Below are 16,783 nucleotides of genomic sequence, written 5' to 3' on the forward strand. Positions count from 1 at the left end.
TCCGAATTTAATTTGAATTTCCCTTCTTTTTTTGATCTGTTTTATAAATATTTTAACTTTTGCTATTCAACCATTTAATGTCTTCTAAAAGTTGTATCATGTTTTTGGTATCATCGCCTTTGTCTTGATCTAAATTGGTTCCGTCGTAAAATCCGCGAATGCGTCCGTTTTTATCAACCAAGATAAAATTTTCTGTGTGAACCATATCGTACAATTCGCCTGTGGTTTCGGTTTTTACAGCCAAAAACGATTTTCTTGCCAAATAATAAATATCCTTTTTATCGCCTGTAACCATATTCCACTTGGCATCAATCACTCCTTTTTTATCGGCATATTTTCGCAAAACTTCGGGTGTATCAATATCAGGCGTAACAGAAAATGACAATAGCTTTACATTAGGCATATCTTTAATTTTATCTTGCAGCCACACCATATTATCGGTCATAATTGGGCAAATAGTTGGGCAGGTTGTAAAAAAGAAATCGGCAACATAAATCACGTTTTCGTAATCTTTCTGGGTAATGGTTTTATTGTTTTGATTTTGAAAAGAAAAATCGGCAATCTTGTGCTTCATTTTATTGTTTTCGTGCTGAACCAAACTGTCAACCAACTCCGGATTTACCATTGCAGGTGTGTAAATAGGCAATTGTTTTTCGGGTTTCAAAGCATTGTAAAACAGCGATAAAATAATAACCGACAATACACCAATGGTAAGAAACAAGTAGCGGTAACGATAAAAAAGATCTTTCATTACTTAAATTTTGTGCAAAATTACAAAACGTTTCAGCTAAAAAGGGTTAAATAAGTTATAAAACAGTCTTTTAATTACGTTTAGTTTTTATTTTTGTAAGTATATACCTAATCTATTAAAAATGAATAAAAAATTTATGTTTTTACCTGTAACCTTGCTAATGATTTTTTCATCGGTAAATGCACAGGATAAATCTGCAGAAAGTCACGGAATCAACTTGGAATACATGGATAAAAACGTGAAGCCGGGCGATGATTTCTTTAGATATGTAAATGGCGAATGGTTTGATAAAACCGAAATCCCTGCCGATAGAACGCGTTGGGGAAGTTTTGACGAACTGCGTCAGAATACCGATATTGATGCGTTGACCATTTTAAAAGAAGCAGTTAACAATAAAAAGTTAGATCCAAAATCGGATCAAATGAAAGCGGTTAATGTTTTTAAAACCTATTTAGATCTTGATACGCGTAACAAATTAGGTATTAAACCTATTCAATCTACGTTAGATCAAATCAACAAAATTAAAAATGCGAACGACGTTGTTTCTTTATTAAAAGAGAAAATGCCCGAAGGTAGTTTAGGATTTTTTGGATTGTACGTAGGTGCTGATGCTATGGATTCTAACAAAAATACCATTTACGTTTCTCCAGGAAGCATTGGTTTACCAGACCGTGATTATTATGTTTCTAAAGATGCAGACTCGCAAGATAAAAAGCAGAAATACGAAGTACACGTTGCCCGTATGTTGCAGTTTTTAGGCATTGATGAAGCGTCGGCAAAAAAACAGGCAGCACAGGTTGTTGCTTTAGAAACCAAAATGGCTGAAGCACGTTTAGACCGTGTGGAACGTCGCGATCGTAGAAAAACCTACAATCCAATGTCGGTTGCCGAATTGCACAAGCTAACTCCATCTGTAAACTGGAACAATTATCTAACGGCAGCCGGATTAAAAAATGTGGATCAAGTAGTGGTTTCTATGCCAAAATACATGGAAACATTAGAAAATATTTTTAAAACTGCAAGTGCCGATGAATTGAAGGCGTATTTACGTTGGATGTTGATCAACAAAAACACCGGCGTTTTAACTACAGCTATTGATGAAGCGAACTTCGATTTTTACAGCAAAACCTTAACCGGAGCCATTGCACAACGTCCAATTGAAGAGCGTGCGTTGCAAGTTGTAAACGGAACGGTTGGTGAAGCTTTAGGTAAACTGTATGTGGAGAAGAAGTTTCCGCCAGAGGCGAAAGCAAAAGCAAAAGAAATGATCGATTATGTTTTCTTGGCATTTGAAAACCGTATCAACAATTTACCTTGGATGACACCTGCAACTCGTCAGGGAGCTATCGAAAAATTGCGTAAATCAACCGTAAAAATTGGATATCCTGACAAATGGGAAGATTATTCAAAAGTTGAAATTAAATCACCAGAAAACGGAGGAACGTATTACGAAAACATGAAAAACGTAGCACGTTGGGGCTTTGCAAAAAACATTGAAGAATATGGCAAACCGGTAGATAAAACCAAATGGGGTATGTCGCCACAAACGGTAAACGCGTATTTTAACCCAACAAACAACGAAATTGTGTTCCCTGCTGCTATTTTACAACCACCTTTTTACGATTATAAAGCCGATATGGCGGTAAATTTTGGTGGAATTGGTGCGGTAATTGGTCACGAAATTTCGCATGGATTCGATGATTCTGGTTCTCGATACAATGCCGACGGTAACTTGGTGAATTGGTGGACAGAAGACGATTTAAAACAGTTTACAGGATTAGGTGGAGCTTTGGCAAATCAATATTCGTCTTTAGAACCGCTTCCAAATACATTTGTTGATGGTAAATTTACTTTAGGCGAAAATATTGGCGATTTAGGTGGAGTGAACGCAGCTTATGACGGATTACAGTTGTATTTAAAAGATAAAGGTCGTCCGGGATTGATCGACGGATACACGCCTGAACAACGTTTCTTTATTTCATGGGGAACCATCTGGAGAACAAAAATGCGCGATGAAGCCATTAAAAATCAGGTAAAGACTGATCCACATGCTCCGGGAATGTATCGTTCGTATGTGCCGTTGCAAAATGTTGATTCTTGGTATAAAGCTTTCGACATTAAACCAGGTGATAAATTATACGTTTCACCAGAGAACCGAGTAAAAATCTGGTAAAACAATTCTTAAACTGCAATGTAACAATTGCAGTTTTTTTATACTAATTTTAAAAAATTAACTTTTTGTACTAATGAAAAAAATAACGCAACTAAGTTTGGTGGCTGTTTTGGCATTGGCGTCTTGTAAAAAAGATAAGCCAGATACAGACAACCAAACACACGGTATCGCTTTACAGTATATGGATACTACCGTTAAACCGGGCGATGATTTTTACCGTTTTGTAAATGGTAAGTGGTTCGATAAAACCGAAATTCCTGCAGATAAATCAACTTGGGGTAGTTTTGACGAACTGGCTAAAAACACCGATTTAGATGTTTTGAACATGCTGAAAGAAGCTGCCAATAACAAAGATTTAAAATCGAGCTCTGATGAAGGTAAAGCGGTAAATCTTTATAAAACCTATTTAGATACGGTTTCGCGTGCCAATTTAAGTATTAAACCTATCGAAGCTGATTTAGCTAGAGTTGCAGCCATTAAAACCATTGATGATGTAAATGCCTTGATTCAAGCTACTATTTTTGAAGGTGGAACAGGATTATTCGGCACGTATGTAAGTGCTGATGCATTGAATTCAAACAAAAATGTAGTTTATGTTTACGGAACTTCAACCGGATTAGGCGAACGCGATTATTATCTTTTGAAAGATGCCGAAACAACAGAAATTCGCAAGAAATATGAAAAGCACGTTGCCCGAATGCTTAAAGCGATAGGCAATAATGAAGCAGATGCTACAGCTAAAGCAGCGAAAGTTTTGTCTTTTGAAACTAAAATATCTGAAGCAGAATTAACAAAAGTAGAACTACGTGACGATCGTAAAACCTACAACCCAATGCCTGTTACCAAACTGCAAAGTATTGCTTCAAACATTAATTGGACAGCTTATTTTGATAAAACCGGTTTAAAAAATATCGATTCTGTAGTGGTTTCACAGCCTAAAGCATTGGCTAAAATGAACGAATTACTTAAAACAACACCTATCGAAGATTTAAAAGCTTACTTAACATGGAATGTGATCAACGGTTCTGCTTCTATGTTGTCGCCAGAATTAGAAAGAGCAAACTGGGAGTTTTTCAGCAAAGTTTTATCGGGTGCGCAAAAGCAAAAACCAATCGAAGAACGTGGTGTGAACATTGTAAATAGTTCGTTAGGTGAAGCTTTAGGAAAATTATATGTAGATAAAAAATTCCCGGCTGAAGCGAAAGAAAAAGCACAGGAAATGATCGAAAATGTGGTTAAGGCATACGAAAACCGTATTAAAAATCTTCCTTGGATGGCTCCGGCAACGCGTCAGGGTGCATTAGATAAATTAGCGAAATTGAGTATCAAAATCGGATATCCGGACAAATGGGAAGATTATTCAAAACTTACTGTGAAAAGTCCAACTGAAAAAGGAACTTATTACAACAATATGAAAGCCATTACACAATGGAACATTAAAAAGAATTTTGACGAATACGGAAAACCTGTTGATAAAACCAAATGGGGTATGCCGCCACAAATGGTAAATGCTTACTATAACCCGGCTTATAACGAAATTGTTTTCCCGGCAGCGATTTTACAACCGCCTTTCTATGATTACAAAGCAGACGAAGCTGTAAATTATGGTGGAATTGGAGCTGTAATTGGTCACGAAATTTCGCATGGTTTTGATGATTCTGGTGCACGATACAATGCCGATGGTAATTTAGTTGACTGGTGGCAACCAAGCGATTTAACGCAGTTTACCAAATTAGGAAAAAGCTTGGCAGCACAATACAGTGCATTACAGCCTTTCAGCGGTATTTATGTTGATGGAGATTTTACTTTAGGAGAAAACATTGGTGATTTAGGTGGAATTACTGCTGCTTACGATGGTTTACAGATTTTCTTGAAGAAAAATCCACAAGAAAAAATCGATGGATATACTCCGGAACAACGTTTCTTTATTTCGTGGGCAACCGTTTGGAGAACAAAATCTCGTGACGAATATGTAAAAAATCAGGTTAAAACTGATCCACATGCACCAGGAATTTACCGTTCGTATGTGCCTTTACAAAATTTAGATGCTTGGTACGAAGCTTTTAATGTTACACCAGAAAACAAGTTGTACATTAAACCGGAAAACCGAGTGAAAATTTGGTAAGTTATCACTAAAATAGAACATTTAAAAACCTCTGCCAAAGTTTAAAACTTTGGCAGAGGTAAACATAGAGTTTTAAATAAAAAAAACTGTTTCAAATTGAAACAGCTTTTTTTATTTTATAATGTTCTTTTAATTAAAAACGGTAACCAATATTAATACCTGCATTTAATTCAACTCCCATAAATTCATCAGAAACTTCTTGACTAAAGTTTCTACCGATATTAACGAAAGGTGAAACTGTAAAGGCGTCGTTTTTAACTAATTTGTATCCTGCTCCTACTCCAAGAATAAATGCATTCATATCTACTGTTTGTCTTTGGTAAACACTTTTAGCGATTTCTACATCGTGTTCGTAATCACCAAAACGGTATTTTAAGAACGGTTGTGCGTAAAAGCCCGATGCATGTTCGCCTTCTTTACCACCAAAATAAAAGCTGTAGTTTACGGCAATTGCATTGGTATTGAACTGCTTAAATTTCCCTTCTTTTTTGTTTTGTCCGTAGTAAGAAAAACGATCGTTAATTAATAAATCTACACCAACAGATTGGTCTTGATCTATAAAATGCTCATAACCAATTTCAACCGACTGATTTACAATTGTGTTAAAAATGTTTAATTCTACTTCGTTTAAAGCCTGTGACTGCGCGTTTGCTGTGCCCACTAAAGCGCAAACTGCTAAAAGTAATCTTTTCATAATCATGATATTTTTGACAAATATAAATATTTTTGTAGTTAATTTCTTCCTTTTTCGGCAGGATATAAATCGGGCAGCGAATCACTTTGCCAATATTCCTTGGTATCAACATTTAAAATGGATAGTTTTCCGGTAAAAGCTGCACCTGTATCAACATTCCAAACATTTGCGAAATTCATGGGTGCCGATGCTCCAAAACGTATAACCGGCGTGTGCCCAACATAGATTTCTTTGTACAGTTTTAAACGTTGCGGATAGCGTACACTGTCTGCACTTAAATTGCCGTCTACAGCCATGGCGGTTTCCCACAGAGTTCTGTCCCACCACAGCATTCCGCGAAAATATTCAAAAGCAACGCCTTTTAAATGTGTAAAACCGGCATGTACAAACAGTCGGTTTTTGTTATCGATATAATATTCGTTCAGCTTTTCAAGAAAAGAAATATGTCTTTCTATTGTTTTCAGCGGAATATTCTGATATGCCTGTACCGTAGCTTCGCCACCATGAAAACGCCAAAGTTCGTTATCGTCTTCCTTCTTCAACCATTTTATAAGCATTTCTTCGTGATTTCCCTGCATAAAAACACAGGAATAGGTTGTAGATAAATCAATCAAAAAATCTAAAACAGCAGGTGTTTCGCTCCATCCATCAACATAATCGCCTAAAAAAATCAGCTTGTCATTGGTGGTTACATTTGCACGGTTTATAACCTGTTGCAATGCTTTTAAGCCTCCGTGAATATCGCCAATTACAAATGTATTACTCATTTTGTGTTTCGTATTTTAATTTTCGAAGAATGCGCATTACTTCTTTAAAAGAGGTGTATAAAAAAGGTTGTTTGTAATTTTTAAAGACCTCTTTATGATTAATAAGTACTTCTTTGGCTTTCTTGAAACCGTGAAGATAACATAACATAAGCGAATAACAAAGGTTTTGCAGATCGTTTTGTTCTGTTAAGCCCAGGCGTTTGTGTTGCAAAAGTTTGTTTAAAATAAGCGTGTAGTAATTGTACAGATGATATAGGTGGCGCTTGTCTATTTCGGGCGTTTCAAAAATAATTTCCGATGTAATTTGATACGTCATAGAATCGCTAAAGATAATTTTCTGCATGCTGAACGGAATGTATCGGTTATTTTTACGGAAACCTATTTTCACGTATTCGGTAATTATAAATTCGTTTTCGTTATAAGTGATCGAAACCTCATCGAGTGCCGAATAAAATATTTTAACCTGTTCGTTGATCAGCTCGATATCAACCCGAGATAAATAAACTTCGCCTTTTTTTACTTTTTCGATACCTGCCCAACAAAGCGTAAAATATTCTTTAAAAACATGATATTTCGGCTTCATGTCAGGATGCTTTTTTGTAACAAAATGTAGCACACTGTCAATAGTACTCTGCAAATTGGTAACCGATGCCTTTAAAATACTGTCGACAATTTCACTGTTGTTAATTTTTACCGATAGATATTCCGGATGTGATATACTGCCAATTCGTGAAAACGATGCACCTTCGTCTACGGTATAAATCCGTTTTTTAAAGTAACATTTACCTTTTTTGGGATAAATGGTAACCAAGCCAACCACCATTCCGTTTTCCAAATGCGGAAAAATAACGTTCTCGTACTGAATCTGCGGCGGATTTTCCAAATAAGCGTTCAATAGGTTTTGAATATGACTGTCGTCGTAAAAATCAATACCCATTATGGTATTTTTCTCGTCTTCAATTCCCACCAAAATAAAAGACTGATTGTAAGGATTTGAATTAGATAAAGAACAAACATGTTTTAAAAATTTGGCTTTTCCTTCTAAAGTATGTAAGTTTAGCTGCTGCTTTTTATCAAAGAAGCTATTTTCGGTATGGTGAGCCAGTAAATTCTTTATTAAAAGGCGTTTGTTTATCACAATTAAAGATTTATCTTAAAATTATAAAAAGAAAATGATAATACATACTTAAAACAAATATACAAATGTGTATTTTAACCATTTGTTAACAAGTTAAGCAAATAAATTTTAATCAATTTGTAAGGAAAATTAATACATAGAGAAAACAATATAATGGAAGCAACAACATCCACGACTGACATTCGATCTATTAACGATAAAATAGAACGTGAAAGTGCATTTATTGATTTGCTTACTGCCGAAATGAACAAAGCAATTGTGGGGCAAAAACACATGATTGATCGCCTACTGATTGGTTTGCTTGGGCAAGGGCATATTTTACTGGAAGGTGTACCAGGTTTGGCTAAAACATTAGCCATTAATACACTTGCAAAAGCTGTGGACGGATCTTTTAGCCGCATACAGTTTACACCCGATTTATTACCTGCCGATGTGGTTGGTACTATGATTTATAACGTAAAGGTTAACGATTTTAGTATTAAAAAAGGACCTGTTTTTGCTAATTTTATTTTAGCCGATGAAATTAACCGTGCCCCTGCAAAAGTGCAGTCGGCGTTGTTAGAGGCTATGCAGGAAAAACAAGTTACCATTGGCGATACTACACATAAACTGCAAAAACCATTTTTGGTAATGGCTACGCAAAACCCTGTGGAACAAGAAGGAACGTATCCGTTACCGGAAGCACAAATGGACCGTTTTATGCTTAAAACAGTGATTGATTATCCAAAGTTAGAAGAAGAACGTTTGGTAATCCGTCAAAATTTAGCAGGAACCGTTCCAACTATTAATTCTGTGGTTTCTATTGAACAGATTCTTCGTGCACAACAAACCGTGAAAGAGGTTTATATGGATGAAAAAATCGAAAAATATATTTTAGATATCATCTTTGCAACACGTTATCCGGAACAATTCAAACTAGAAAGTTTAAAACCTTACATAAGCTACGGTGCATCGCCTCGTGGATCTATCAATTTAGCTGTGGCAGCAAAATGTTATGCGTTTATTCGCCGTCGTGGTTATGTAATTCCAGAAGATGTACGTGCGGTTGTTTTAGATGTACTGCGTCACAGAATCGGAATTACTTACGAAGCCGAGGCCGATAACGTAACCAGCGTAGACATCATAAACAAGATTGTTAACGAAATTGAAGTGCCATAAAATTTTGTTTCAAGTTTAATGTTTCAAGTTACAGCAACCTGAAACAAAGAAAACTTTAAACCTTAAACAAAAAAATGGAAACAAAAGATATTTTACAAAAGGTTCGAAAAATCGAAATAAAAACCCGTAGGTTAAGCGATCATATTTTTTCGGGCGAATACCATACCTCTTTCAAAGGAAAAGGAATGTCGTTTGCCGAAGTTCGCCAGTATCAGTACGGAGACGATATTCGTGCAATCGATTGGAATGTTACTGCGCGCTACAGCGAACCTTATGTAAAGGTTTTTGAAGAAGAACGCGAGTTAACGTTAATGTTGATGATTGATGTAAGCGGATCGCAGGATTTTGGTTCTACAAACGATTTTAAACGCGATATTGTTACAGAAATTGCCGCAACACTGGCTTTTTCGGCAACTACAAACAACGATAAAATTGGTCTGATTTTATTTTCAGATCAGATCGAACTGTTTATTCCGCCTAAAAAAGGAAAATCGCATATTTTAAGAATCATTCGCGAACTGATCAATTTTCAGCCAAAAAGCAATCAAACCAATATTGGGCAGGCGTTTGAGTATCTTTCTAAAGTAATGAAAAAGAAGGCAATTGTTTTTGTACTGTCTGATTTCATGACGAAAGATTACGATCGTATTTTGCGCATTGCAGCCAAACGCCACGATGTTACCGGCATAAAAGTGTACGATAAACGCGAACAAGATTTAAACAATGTTGGTTACGTTTTAATGCAAGATGCCGAAACAAACGAAGCACAATACGTAAACACAAGCGATGCCAACGTACGCAAAGCCTACCGCGAACATTACCAGGAATTAGAAGATTATTTTACAACAACATTTACACGCAGCGGCGCCGGAGTTATTAAAACAGCTACCGATGACAGCTACGTTAAAAAACTATTGGCTTACTTTAAAGCACGATAATATGAACAAATTAGTAGTTGCGTTATTTTTAAGTTTATGTACTTTGGCAAGTTTTGCTCAGGTAACATCGGCGGTAGATTCAACTCAAATAAAAATAGGTTCGGCGTTTAACCTAACCGTTAAAGCAACCGCTAACGAAGGCAGCAAAGTTGTTTTTCCAAACCAGCAGAATATTGGTCCGTTTGAAGTGTTAGAACAATCTAAAACCGATACTGTTTTAGACGGAAAACGCATGGAACTGATCAAAAAATACACCTTAACCCAGTTTGATGAAGGTGATTATGTAGTTCCGCGTTTATCGGTTTATATCGACGGGAAAAATCATCAAACCAATTTGTTCAACATAAAAGTGAACAATGTTACGGTTGATACGTTGAAACAGCCAATGCACGATATTAAAGCACAAATTGGCGGCGAAACCGATACCGATAAATTATGGAAATATCTGGTTGCTATTGCACTTTGCTTTTTAGCCGGTTTGGCAGCCTATTTTATAATAAAACGCATACAGAATAAGAATTTAACCGAAGAAGATTTATACAAAACTCCGTTAGAAAGAGTAACCAAAAAATTACAGTTGTTAGATTCTAAACGATTGGTTTTAAACGGTGATGTAAAATCGTATTATTCTGAAATGACCGATGTTATCAGGGATTACATTGAAGAAGTTTTTGAAATTCCGGCAAAGGAATCAACTACATCAGAAGTTATTCAGATGCTTTTTCAAACGATACAATCTAAAAAATTACAGTTAAGCAAAGAATCGATTAACGATTTAAAACGCGTTTTGCAAACTGCCGATCTTGTAAAATTTGCAAAATCGGAACCAATGATGAACGAGATCGAACAAGATCGAAGAGCATCAGAAGTTATTTCGGTTTCTATTGATAAAGCCATTCCTCGTTTTTCAGAAGAACAGTCCGAACGTGTAAAACTGCGTGAACGTCGTTTCAAGAAACGTCAGCAAATGCGTTTGTGGATACCAATCGGTGTAACAACATTGTTGCTTTTCGCTACTTGTATTGTGTACATAGTTCAGGCAGTTCGTTCGGGGTACGAATGGAGCATTTTTGCATCGAACAAAAGCTTGTACGAACGTGAATGGGTAACGTCTGATTATGGTTTTCCGGCAGTTATCTTAAGCACGCCCGAAGCGTTAACGCGTGTTCAAATGCCACAATCCGACAAAGAAAAACAGCAATCGCAAACCAGCGTTTTTGCCTATTCAAACCTTAAAACTCAATTGATAATCGCAGTTGGTACAACCGCAACGCAAACAAACGATTCTATTAATTTAGATCAAATGCTGAAGTACAAACTCGATCTAACAGCAAAACAATACGGTGCTAAAGATGTTACCTACAATGCCGAAGAATTCACCCAAAACGGTGTTCGCGGAATTAGAGGCACAGGAACATTGGTTGCGCAGAATTTTGTATCGGGCGAAGCAATAAAAATGCAGTACGATATGTACGTTTTTATTCAACAAAACGGTATTCAAGAAGTAAGTGTGTTGTATAAAGAAGGTGATGAATACGGAGCAAAAATAGATCAACGAATTATTGAATCCATTCAATTAAATGTAGCAAATCCAAATGAGTAATATAACCTTTTTAAATCCGCAGTTTTTTTGGTTGTTATTACTTTTACTGCCATTGGGCTGGTATTGGTACGTTAACAGAAAAAACGAGAAAGTTCCTGTAAAAATAAGCAGCATACAAGGTTTTAAAAACAGTAAAACCTTATTAACAAAAATGTACCCATTGCTTTTTGTATTGCGTGCCATAGCATTCGCTGCGTTAATTGTAGCGTTGGCTAGACCACAAACGGTTGATAAAAGCACAAAATCTAAAATTACAAACGGAGTTGATATTGTTTTAGCTACCGACGTTTCTGGTTCGATGCTTTCACGCGATTTAAAACCAAATCGTTTGGAAGCCTTAAAAAGTGTAGCTGCCGATTTTATTAAAGAACGTACCGATGACCGTTTGGGAATTGTAGTTTATGCTGCCGAAGCATACACCAAAGCACCTGTAACAAGCGATAAAAACATGTTGTTGAATCAGTTGGCTGACATAAAATATGACCGAATTATTCAAGACGGAACAGGTATTGGCGTTGGTTTGGCAACAGCGGTTAACCGTTTAAAAGACAGCAAGGCTAAAAGCAAAGTGGTTATTTTAATGACCGATGGTGTGAACAATTCCGGATTGATCGATCCGCAAATGGCTGCCGATATTGCCAAAGAGTTTAAAATTAAAGTTTACACAATTGGTATTGGTACCAACGGCATGGCAGAGACACCTGTATCAGTCAAACCTAACGGCGAACTGGAATACAAACGCATGAAAGTAGAAATTGATGAAAATCTGATGAAAATCATCGCTCAAAAAACAGGCGGTAAATATTTCCGTGCAACAGATACCAAACGATTAGAAAATATTTATGATGAAATTAATCAGCTGGAAAAAACAAAAATCGATGAGCAAAAGTTTGTCCAACGTACCGAATTATTTCGTTCGTTAGTGCTTTTAGCATTGGTTTTATTATTGGTTGAATTTATTTCGAGAAAAACATTATTTAAAGGATTCGTGTAAAATGTGGGGATTAGATACACCTTTTTATTTCTATTTACTACTATTAATTCCAATATTAATAGCAGTTTACCTATGGAATACCGTTTGGAAAAAAAAGAAAATTGCCGAATTTGGTTCTGGTAATTATTTAAAACGTCTGGCTCCAGAAGCATCAACCACTAGCAAACCGCTTATAAAAATGGTTTTGCTGGCTGTAACGGTTTTTGCTTTGATTATTACATTGGTAAATCCAAAATTCGGAACAAGAATAGAAACCGTAAAGCGCCAAGGTGTTGATATTGTGTTTGCAATAGATGTTTCTAAAAGTATGCTGGCAGAAGACATTGCGCCATCGCGTTTGGGAAAATCAAAACAACTGGCATCGCAAATCATCAATAATCTGGCATCTGATCGTATTGGAATTGTAGGTTATGCGGGATCGGCTTTCCCAATGTTGCCAATTACTACCGATTACAGCATGGCAAAAATGTATATTCAGGATATGCACACCGATATGGTTTCTAGTATGGGAACTGCACTGCGTGAAGCTATTGAAGTTGGAAGCAATTATTTTGATGATCCAAAAACCAGTAAAGTAATGATTTTGATTTCTGATGGAGAAGATCACGGCGAAGGAATCAGCGATGCTATTGCAATGGCGAAGGATAAAGGCATTAAGATTATTACCGTTGGAGTTGGAACACCAGATGGCGGACAAATTCCTATCAAACAAAACGGCAGAACAATTGATTATAAGAAGGATACCGACGGATCTACCGTTGTTACCAAATTAAACGATGCTACTTTAAAGGAGATTGCAAAAAGTACTGGCGGCGTTTTTATTTACGGAAGTAAAACTGATGAGGTGTTGCAATTGGTAGATCAAACATTACAAAAAATAGAAAAAACCGATTTTGAATCACAGCAAATTGCCGATTTTCAATCGCAGTTTCAATGGTTTGTCGGTTTGGCTTTATTGCTATTGATTATTGATAGTTTGGTGTTGGAACGCCGCACTGCATGGGCAAAGAAAATTAATTTATTTAACGAGAAATAACATGAAACACTTTTGGTATATCATATTAGTACAACTAGTTATGCTGAATGCTGTTCAGGCACAATCATATAAATCGGAATTAGCGAACGGTAACCAGAGTTTTAGTGTGAAAAATTACACCAAAGCAGAGCAAACCTACCGCAAAGCATCGGCTAAAGAAAAACAGAATACTGCTGCACAATACAACAAGGCAAACAGTATTTACAAAATGCAGTCTATGAACGAAGCAGTTTCGGCGTATCAAACTGCAATAAAATCAGCAAAAACAAAAGAAGAAAAACATCAGATTTTTCATAACATGGGCAATGCTTTTATGAAATTGAAAGATTACGGAAGTGCCGTTGAAGCTTACAAAAATGCGTTGCGAAACAATCCGAACGATAATAAAACGCGTTACAATTATGCGTTAGCAAAAAAAATGCAGAAAGAAAATCCTGATCAGAATAATGATAATAAAGACAACAAGAAAAATCAGGATCAAAACAAAGACAAAAAAGATCAGGACAAAAAAGACGATCAAAACAAGGATCAGAAAGACAAGAACGATCAAAATAAAGATAAAAAAGACGATAAAGGCGATCAGGATAAAAAAGATCAACAAGATAAAGACGGACAAGGCGATAAAGATAAAAAAGACAAAGAACAGCCTAAACCAAATCCGCAGCAACAAAAACAAAATCAGTCTAAACAGCAAATGGAAAACATGTTAAAAGCGTTAGACAATCACGAACAAGGCGTTCGCGAACGTATTCAGGGTCGTGAACAAAAAGGCAAACCGGTATCGTCACCAACACAAAAAGATTGGTAAAACTATGTACGCAAAACATTTCATATATATGTTTTTAGCTTTATTTACAAGCGTAGCTACTTGGGCACAGTTTCAGCTTAAAACCCAGGTTAGCAGTCAGTCTATTGGAATTAATCAGGTATTGGAAGTTCGCTTTACAATGACCGATGACGGCGACGATTTTAAACGACCTTCGTTTGAAGGATTTGAAGTTGTTGGCGGACCTATGCAATCTGTTAGCCACAGTTGGGTAAACGGAAAAACAAGTATGGAGAAAAGCTTTTCGTTTTTTGTTCAACCTAAAAAGAAAGGAAATCTGGTTATTGGATCGGCTTCGGCTACGTTTGAAGGTAAGCAGTACAAATCGCAACAAGTTACCATAAAAGTTGGCGATGCTGTTCAGGAACAACCGCGTCAGCAGCAACGTCGTCGTGATCCTTTTGCTATTTTCGACGAGATGGAAGAGGAATTGTTGCGTAGACAACGCCAACAACAACAACTTCCTAAAAACATGGGGCAAGGCATTCATTTGGTTGCAAAAGTATCAAAAACCAGTGCCTATGTTAACGAACCTGTTACCATTGAATATGGTTTATATGTAAGCGATCAGGCTGGATTTAATACTATGGCGGTGAAAAATATGCCGAAGTACCAGAACTTTTGGAATCACATGATCGAACAAAAACAGCAAAATGTAACAAGAGCAACATTAAACGGAAAAAGCTACCGCTACCTTGCCTTGCAAAAAGCTGTTTTACTACCACAAAAAGACGGAACTCTGAAAATTGATCCTTTAGAGCTAGAATTAGACGAACAATACTATACAGGTCGTGCGGATGTTTTTGGAATGCCCGAAATAGGAATCCGTAAAAAAGTATATTCATCGGGTACAAAAACAATTCAGATAAAACAATTACCGCTCGATAGTCAACCTGCGGGCTATACTGGCGCAGTGGGATCGTATCAGTTTAATGTTCAGGCAAACAAAACATCGGTAAAAGCAAACGAACCTTTAGAGTTGATTTTAACCGTTCAAGGAAAAGGAAATTTAGATTTATTAACCTTGCCAAAACCGGTTGCGCCAACTGCTTTGGAATTGTACGATCCTGAAAAAATCAACCGTGTAAATAAAAGTATATCGGCAGGAATGGAAGGTTCAAAAGCCGAAAAATATGTAATTGTTCCGCAGTATAAAGGTACATATACTATTGAACCGATTACTTTTTCGTATTTTGATACCGCTTCAAAAACCTATAAAACCATCACGTCGCAACCTATAACGATTGAAGTGACCGATGGTCCGGAATTGCCTACGAACGCTTCTATGAACAATAAAGCCGAAGTGGTTAGCGATAAAATGCAAATGCAGCCGCTGAATAAGAACATTGAATGGTTTAACGGGAATTTCATTACACAGAACAAATCGTTTTATGCATGGTGGTTAGCGCCTTTATTACTGTTGCCAATTGTATTTTTGGCTAAAAATGCATCCGACAAAAAAGCAGGAGATGTTAGCGGAAATAAACTTAAAGCAAGTAACAAACTAGCTAAAAAATACCTTTCGGCAGCTAAAACGCAAATCGGAAACAAAGAAGCGTTTTACGAAGCGTTGGAACGATGCCTTCACAACTATTTAAAGGCGAAGTTAAAAATTGAAACTACCGAAATGAGTAACGATACCATTACCGAACTGTTGCAGAACAACCAGATTAACAGTGAGGATATTTCTACATTTATATCGATAAAAACAACGTGTGAAATGGCTCGATACGCTCAAATGGATATTCAAACCATGCAGAACGATTACGATTTGGCGGTCCAGTTGATCAATTCAATCGATAAACAAATAAAAAAGTAATATGAAACAGTTACTGATACTTTTTTTAAGTTTTTGCTTTTCGTTGGGTTTACAAGCTCAAGAAAATAACGATGCGCTTTTTACCAAAGGAATAAACGCTTTTAACGAGAAAGATTACGCAGCATCGACACAAGTTTTTGAAAAATTAGTTAAGACAGATTCTTTAAACGCTACGTTGCATTACAATTTAGGAACCGCTTATTTACGTTTGCAGAATACGAGTTTAAGTATTTATCATTTGGAAAAAGCGTTGAAATTGCAACCAGATTATGAGCCTGCACGCATCAACCTGAATTTTGCCGAAAAGCTTAAAACCAAAGTTACAAAAGGTAATTTGCCAATTCCGCAACAGCAAATGTTGTACAGCGTTTTTAATTTTCTAAAACCAAATGCGTGGGCTTACCTGGCAATTGCTAGTATGTTTTTAACGGTTATTGTTCTTGTGATTTATCGTTTAAATAGTAATGCAACTGCTAAGAAAGCGCTTTTTACGTTGAGTATTTTTACGTTGGTAATTAGTATCGGAAGTTATTTTATATCTAAAAACCAGTCCGATTATTTGTTGATGAACAATTATGTGATTGTAAAAGATAGCGATGTTTCGCTAATGAACGAGCCAAGATCAGTTGCTAAAATAACCGCGACGTTGAACGAAGGCGAAAAAGGATTTATACAGGAAGAAACCAATCAATGGATAAAAATTCAGCTGCAAAACGATACCATTGGCTGGGTTGATAAAAAAAATGTGTTACAGTATTAAA

At 36.4% G+C, this 16,783-nt stretch carries 14 protein-coding genes; 10 read left to right on the top strand and 4 right to left on the bottom strand.

All coding sequences use genetic code 11. The annotated features are described in order from the left end of the window. Positions 1-52 precede the first annotated feature (52 nt). Positions 53-751, bottom strand: a complete 699-nt coding sequence (locus F0460_RS10105) for an SCO family protein (RefSeq protein ID WP_150012825.1) — start codon at positions 749-751, stop codon at positions 53-55. Positions 752-872: 121 nt separating this feature from the next. Here F0460_RS10105 and F0460_RS10110 point away from each other — a divergent pair, with 121 nt between their 5' ends. Together F0460_RS10110 and F0460_RS10115 are read left to right on the top strand one after the other, a co-directional pair. Then, positions 873-2,924: a M13 family metallopeptidase gene (locus F0460_RS10110; protein WP_150012827.1), complete on the top strand. Its 2,052-nt coding sequence runs from the start codon at positions 873-875 to the stop codon at positions 2,922-2,924. A gap of 73 nt (positions 2,925-2,997) precedes the next feature. After that, positions 2,998-5,049 (top strand): M13 family metallopeptidase, encoded by a 2,052-nt coding sequence (locus F0460_RS10115; RefSeq protein WP_150012829.1) that lies wholly within the window; start codon positions 2,998-3,000, stop codon positions 5,047-5,049. 133 nt (positions 5,050-5,182) lie between these two features. Here the strand turns inward: F0460_RS10115 and F0460_RS10120 are convergent, their stop codons facing one another. From F0460_RS10120 to F0460_RS10130, 3 genes are read right to left on the bottom strand one after another with little or no spacing between them, the layout of a single operon-like run. Continuing rightward, positions 5,183-5,743, bottom strand: coding sequence for a DUF3575 domain-containing protein (locus F0460_RS10120; protein WP_150012831.1), 561 nt, complete (start codon positions 5,741-5,743; stop codon positions 5,183-5,185). Between the two features lie 38 nt (positions 5,744-5,781). After that, the gene (locus F0460_RS10125; protein WP_150012833.1) at positions 5,782-6,510 is read right to left on the bottom strand and encodes a metallophosphoesterase family protein; all 729 of its coding nucleotides are present in this window, start codon (positions 6,508-6,510) and stop codon (positions 5,782-5,784) included. Then, positions 6,503-7,648, bottom strand: a complete 1,146-nt coding sequence (locus F0460_RS10130; RefSeq protein ID WP_150012835.1) for a DUF5929 domain-containing protein — start codon at positions 7,646-7,648, stop codon at positions 6,503-6,505. Before F0460_RS10130 ends, F0460_RS10125 begins: the two co-directional genes overlap by 8 nt. A gap of 153 nt (positions 7,649-7,801) precedes the next feature. On the opposite strand from F0460_RS10130, the gene F0460_RS10135 reads away from it, so the two are divergent. From F0460_RS10135 to F0460_RS10170, 8 genes are all read left to right on the top strand, one after another. Further along, complete coding sequence (locus tag F0460_RS10135) at positions 7,802-8,806, top strand: AAA family ATPase (protein ID WP_150012837.1); 1,005 nt, start codon at positions 7,802-7,804, stop codon at positions 8,804-8,806. A gap of 74 nt (positions 8,807-8,880) precedes the next feature. Then, positions 8,881-9,744, top strand: coding sequence for a DUF58 domain-containing protein (locus tag F0460_RS10140; RefSeq protein WP_150012839.1), 864 nt, complete (start codon positions 8,881-8,883; stop codon positions 9,742-9,744). After that, positions 9,698-11,347: a BatD family protein gene (locus F0460_RS10145; protein ID WP_150012841.1), complete on the top strand. Its 1,650-nt coding sequence runs from the start codon at positions 9,698-9,700 to the stop codon at positions 11,345-11,347. Before F0460_RS10140 ends, F0460_RS10145 begins: the two co-directional genes overlap by 47 nt. After that, positions 11,340-12,341 (top strand): vWA domain-containing protein, encoded by a 1,002-nt coding sequence (locus tag F0460_RS10150; protein ID WP_150012843.1) that lies wholly within the window; start codon positions 11,340-11,342, stop codon positions 12,339-12,341. The genes F0460_RS10145 and F0460_RS10150 overlap by 8 nt, the downstream gene beginning before the upstream one ends. A gap of 1 nt (position 12,342) precedes the next feature. Further along, positions 12,343-13,377 (top strand): VWA domain-containing protein, encoded by a 1,035-nt coding sequence (locus F0460_RS10155; protein WP_150012845.1) that lies wholly within the window; start codon positions 12,343-12,345, stop codon positions 13,375-13,377. Between the two features lies 1 nt (position 13,378). Then, positions 13,379-14,185, top strand: coding sequence for a tetratricopeptide repeat protein (locus F0460_RS10160; protein WP_150012847.1), 807 nt, complete (start codon positions 13,379-13,381; stop codon positions 14,183-14,185). Positions 14,186-14,189: 4 nt separating this feature from the next. After that, complete coding sequence (locus F0460_RS10165) at positions 14,190-16,022, top strand: BatD family protein (RefSeq protein ID WP_150012849.1); 1,833 nt, start codon at positions 14,190-14,192, stop codon at positions 16,020-16,022. A gap of 1 nt (position 16,023) precedes the next feature. Beyond that, positions 16,024-16,782: a tetratricopeptide repeat protein gene (locus tag F0460_RS10170; RefSeq protein ID WP_150012851.1), complete on the top strand. Its 759-nt coding sequence runs from the start codon at positions 16,024-16,026 to the stop codon at positions 16,780-16,782. Position 16,783: the final 1 nt, after the last annotated feature.

It is taken from the genome of Paenimyroides baculatum (assembly GCF_008629655.1).
Lineage (GTDB): Bacteria > Bacteroidota > Bacteroidia > Flavobacteriales > Flavobacteriaceae > Flavobacterium > Flavobacterium baculatum.